6 protein-coding genes are annotated in these 4,342 nt (G+C 62.4%); all 6 read right to left on the reverse strand.

The features are described from left to right. Nucleotides 1–1,789, reverse strand: a 1,789-nt coding sequence (locus ACIQ36_RS18800) for an ATP-binding cassette domain-containing protein (protein ID WP_395832204.1), incomplete at its 3' end; no start/stop codon positions are given. A gap of 52 nt (nt 1,790–1,841) precedes the next feature. Then, nucleotides 1,842–2,069: a ribbon-helix-helix domain-containing protein gene (locus ACIQ36_RS18805; RefSeq protein WP_395832206.1), complete on the reverse strand. Its 228-nt coding sequence runs from the start codon at nt 2,067–2,069 to the stop codon at nt 1,842–1,844. A 50-nt stretch (nt 2,070–2,119) separates the two neighbouring features. Further along, nucleotides 2,120–2,695 (reverse strand): hypothetical protein, encoded by a 576-nt coding sequence (locus tag ACIQ36_RS18810; RefSeq protein WP_395832208.1) that lies wholly within the window; start codon nt 2,693–2,695, stop codon nt 2,120–2,122. After that, entirely contained in the window at nt 2,682–3,110 is a 429-nt protein-coding gene (locus ACIQ36_RS18815; protein ID WP_395832210.1) for a hypothetical protein, read from the reverse strand. Before ACIQ36_RS18815 ends, ACIQ36_RS18810 begins: the two co-directional genes overlap by 14 nt. A 4-nt stretch (nt 3,111–3,114) precedes the next feature. After that, nucleotides 3,115–3,720, reverse strand: coding sequence for a sigma-70 family RNA polymerase sigma factor (locus ACIQ36_RS18820; RefSeq protein ID WP_395832212.1), 606 nt, complete (start codon nt 3,718–3,720; stop codon nt 3,115–3,117). A 69-nt stretch (nt 3,721–3,789) separates the two neighbouring features. Then, the coding region (locus ACIQ36_RS18825) for an NAD(P)-dependent oxidoreductase (protein WP_395832214.1) at nt 3,790–4,342 on the reverse strand (553 nt) is incomplete at its 5' end.

Below are 4,342 nucleotides of genomic sequence, written 5' to 3' on the forward strand. Positions count from 1 at the left end.
AGCGATCTTCGAGGGTTGCAAGCTCAGAGCGTAACGTTTCTAACTTTACCGTTGCTTCGGCGAATCCTTTTGGATCTTTTGAGTAAAAAGACGCATCGGCAAGCTTTTGCTCCAGTTTCTCGAGCGCAAGCGTTCCTGCTTCAATCTGGGTCGGAAGCTGGTCCCGCTCCCGTTGATCTTTATAAGATAGTTTCGTGGCGGGCGTTTTAGGGCCGCTGGCCGGGGCTTTAGCGGTCGGCTTGGGGGGCTTCTCGGCAGGGGCGTCGGGCCGCTGCGAGAGCCAGTCGGTGTAGCCGCCGGCATAGGCGCGCACCTCGCCATCGCTATCGAAGGCGATGGTGGCGGTCACGGTCCGGTCGAGAAAATCGCGGTCATGGCTCACGAGAACCACCGTGCCAGGATAATCGGCCAGCACTTCTTCTAGGAGGTCCAAGGTTTCTAAATCGAGATCGTTGGTCGGCTCGTCGAGCACCAGCAGATTGGCGGGGCGCAGGAAGAGTTTTGCCAGCAAAAGCCGGTTCTTCTCGCCGCCGGAAAGGCTGCGGATCGGGCTATGGGCCTGCTCGGGCGCAAACAAGAAATCTTGCAGATAGCCGACCACATGCTTGGGGCGGCCGTTAATGATGACCTGATCGCCGCCGCCTTCGCAGAGAATCTTCCAAGGCGTATCGTCCGGGTCCAACTGCTCGCGCTTCTGGTCGAAATAGACGGGTTCGATGCCGAAGCCGATGCGGATTTTGCCGCCCGTGGGGCGCAATTGCCCCAGCAGAATCTTGAGCAGGGTGGTTTTCCCCGCGCCATTCGGGCCGATCAAGCCGACGCGCGCACCGCGCACCAGACGAAAGTTAAAATCGGGGATGAGAACCCGGGTGCGCGTGCTGCCATCGGCCTGGGGCTGGTCGATTTCATAGCGCAGATGCTCAGCTTCGGCGACCATCGTGCCGCCGCTTTCGGTGGCGGCGATATCGGCCTTGACCGTACCGGCCACCTTGAGGCGTTCCGACATTTTTTCGCGCAGATCATAGAGCGCGCGCACGCGGCCCATATTGCGGCGACGGCGGGCGGAGATGCCTTCGCGCAGCCAGCGCATTTCTTCTTTCAGCTTGGCCGCGTCTTTGCGCGCTTGCTGCTCTTCAGTGGCGATGACCTGTTCCGACCATTCCTCGAACGCCTCATAGCCCTTATCGAGCCGCCGCACGAAGCCGCGATCGAGCCAAAGCGTGCGGCGGGCAACGGCTTTGAGGAAGGCGCGATCATGGCTAATCACCAGCATTGCCCCGCGAAACCCGGCAAGCTCGGCCTCAAGCCAGGCAATCGTGGGCAAATCGAGATGGTTGGTCGGCTCATCCAGCAGCAGAATATCAGGGCGAGAAACGAGGGCGCGCGCCATATCGGCCCGGCGCGCTTCCCCGCCGGAAAGGCCCGCTACGGGCTTTGCGGGGTCGAGCGTTAGCGCCGCGAGAACGGCTTCGACGGTGGCGGGGCCTTCGGGGCCGGCATCGGGCGGAAGGCCTGCGAGCGCATAATCGCCGACGGTTTTGGCGGTACCGAAATCCGGGTCTTGCCGCAGATAGGCCATGCGGGTGCCCGGCTGCACGAAGCGTTCGCCCGCGTCCAGGTCCACTTCCCCCGCCAGCACTTTCAACAGGGTCGATTTGCCCGAACCGTTGCGGCCGACAAGGCAAGCGCGTTCGCCCGGCGAAATCGCCAGATCAATTTCATTGAAAATCGGTTTCGCGCCGAAGGTAACGGTCGCGCCGCGCAGCGCCAGCAGAGGGGGAAGAGCCATAGAGCGGGATGTAACCGCAGCCTTGCCCCAGGTCAAGGTTGCGGCGCACGCTTTAATTTTCCTGGACGCGGTTCAGCAGTAAAAACACCCGGATGGCCGACGATAGATTGCCCGAGCGGCTTTCGTCGATCGCAGCGATAAGCCCGTTGATACTGGTGTGCCGCGCGGTCGCCACGCGGCGCAACTCCGCCCAGAAAGCATCCTCTAACGAAACACTCGTTCGGTGCCCCGCGACGACGACCGAGCGTTTGACTAGTCGCGTTGGATCGGTTTTGGACACCGGCGCGCGGTCACGGATCTCTGAGGGAGGCAAGTTTTCGTGGACTCCCGTCATGGCGCGACTTTCGGTTCCGGCGGCGGCGGCGGCGGCGGCGGCGGCGGCGGCGGCGGCGGCGGGCCGCCCGGACGCCCTTGCTGATAGGGCGGGCGCGGCAGTCCCCCAGGGCCGAACAGCAGGGTACGGGTAATCGGATCGCGGCGGCGAATGGCGTCTACGGTCCGGGCACGCTGGTCGGGCGGCAGGCTGTCGAGGAATTGGATCACGTCATCGACGACCCGGCCCTGCGCTTTCAAGCGCGTTTCTGCCATATCGTGCAGACCCTGATCGATCCGGGTGCGGTCAACGGGGGCCTCGCGCAAATCGTCCCAGATGTGACCGGCGCGGCGAGCACCATCTTTACCCGTGCGCATGATTTCGCCCAGCACGCGGAAGCGCAGCGCCTTGAGCGCGGCAGCTTGTTCCGGGGTGAGTTTGGCGTTTTCGGCAATCGCGGGCTCGATATCCGACAAAAACCGCTCGTACCAACGCTGCCCAAGATAGAAGGCGATGTTAAAGCCGACCGAGATGAGCAGCAAAACCCAAGGCAGGGCGCGTCGCCACGGCGGTAGGCGACTAAAGATCGACATTGTCATCCCCTGCCACTGAATAGAGCGAATAGGCCTCGTTATCGGTGCTGGCGACCTGCTCGCCGGTGGCAAACCCCATCCAAACCGCCAGACAGAAAGCGCAGAGCGCGGCACCCCAACCGAGCCGATCCATGACGCTCGGGCGTCGTCCAATCGAAGGTTTAGCTTTGGTCGCCTCTCCGGCATGCGCCGCCCGTGCGGCAAGAACATCGCGCAGCGCCTGCGGGTTCCGGGCGAGATAGGCTTCGACCGCATCCCGCGCCGCGCCGCGCAACCGCCCATCGGCATAGGCAGCCAAATCCAGCGCGCCCGCCGCATCGGGACGGGGGGCAGCAGCGCGGTAGTTTTGCCACAATTGGCGGGCTTTGATAGCCTCAGCGGCTTCGGTGGCGTTGGGGGGCAGGGTTCGGTTCATGGCACTATCTCCTATCCCGTAATAGGGACGGTGAGGGCGAAATATCCCCGGTATCGGTTGGGGCAAAATGGGCGCGGAGCTTAATCAGCGCCTTATGGTGCATAGACCGCACGGTTTGCGCTTCAATTTTTAAGAAAGCCGCCACATCGGCGACATCCATATCTTGATCGTAGAGCAGGCTGAGGATGAGTTCCTGCCGGGGCGACAGCAGCCCTGGCGGAACCTCGATCTTCTCGGCGGGCATGACGGGATCGGTGGCAAAAGCCGCCTCCGGCACATCGTCGATGGGAACGCCGGGCAGTTGCTTCGCCCGCAAACGGTCGCGGGCAATCGAGCGGGCAACGATGGTGAGCCAGGTCGCGGGCGCGGCGCGTGCGGGATCGTAGGATTTCAGCAGGCGGCGCTCGTCGGCCAGCAGCTTGACGAATACGTCTTGCACCAGGTCGCTGGATTCGCCCCGACCCGGAACGCCGACGCCCGGCACCGTGCGAATAGCCGAGGCGACGACGCGGGTAAAGCGGGCGATGAAGCGGCCCCAGGCTTTTTCTTCCCCAGCCACCAGGGCGGCTTGGTCGAAATCCCCATCTAACTCGGTTTTGCGCAGGCTCACCCAGAAATCCTCTCTGATTTCCTATAGGCGGGCAAGCCTGCGCGGTATCCCTACACCCGTAAAAAAATGCTAATAGAGGAAGCGCGCCCGAATCGTTCCGTCGATCGCCTGCAACTGGTTGAGAACGGCGGTTTCATCCACGTCGCCATCCACATCGACCACGACGAACCCCACTTCGGGATCGGTTTGCAGATATTGGGCGGTGATATTGAGGTGGCTTTGGGAGAAAATTTCATTCACCCGCCGCATCACACCCGGCACATTGGCGTGAATATGCAAAAAGCGCCGATTGCCGCCGGCTTTGACCGGCAGCGAGACTTCGACGAAATTGACCGCGCCAACCGTCGAGCCATTGTCGGAATATTTAATCAGCTTCTCGGCGACTTCGAGCCCGATATTGGCCTGGGCTTCCATGGTGGAGCCGCCGATATGGGGGGTGAGAATGACATTATCGAGACCGCGTAAGGGGCTGACGAATTCCTCGTCATTCGTCGCGGGTTCCTTGGGGAACACGTCGATGGCCGCGCCCAGCACATGCCCGCTCTTCAGCCCTTCGGCCAAGGCGTCGAGATCGACGACGCTACCGCGCGAGGCGTTGATAAGGTAGGAGCCCGGCTTCATC

The organism is Elstera sp. (genome assembly GCF_044372965.1).
Lineage (GTDB): Bacteria > Pseudomonadota > Alphaproteobacteria > Elsterales > Elsteraceae > Elstera.

What these genes read in the sequence shown, in the direction of transcription:
- ACIQ36_RS18810 (WP_395832208.1), bottom strand. Translation starts at nt 2,695, where the DNA reads ATGTCGATCTTTAGTCGCCTACCGCCGTGGCGACGCGCCCTGCCTTGG.
- ACIQ36_RS18815 (WP_395832210.1), bottom strand. Translation starts at nt 3,110, where the DNA reads ATGAACCGAACCCTGCCCCCCAACGCCACCGAAGCCGCTGAGGCTATC.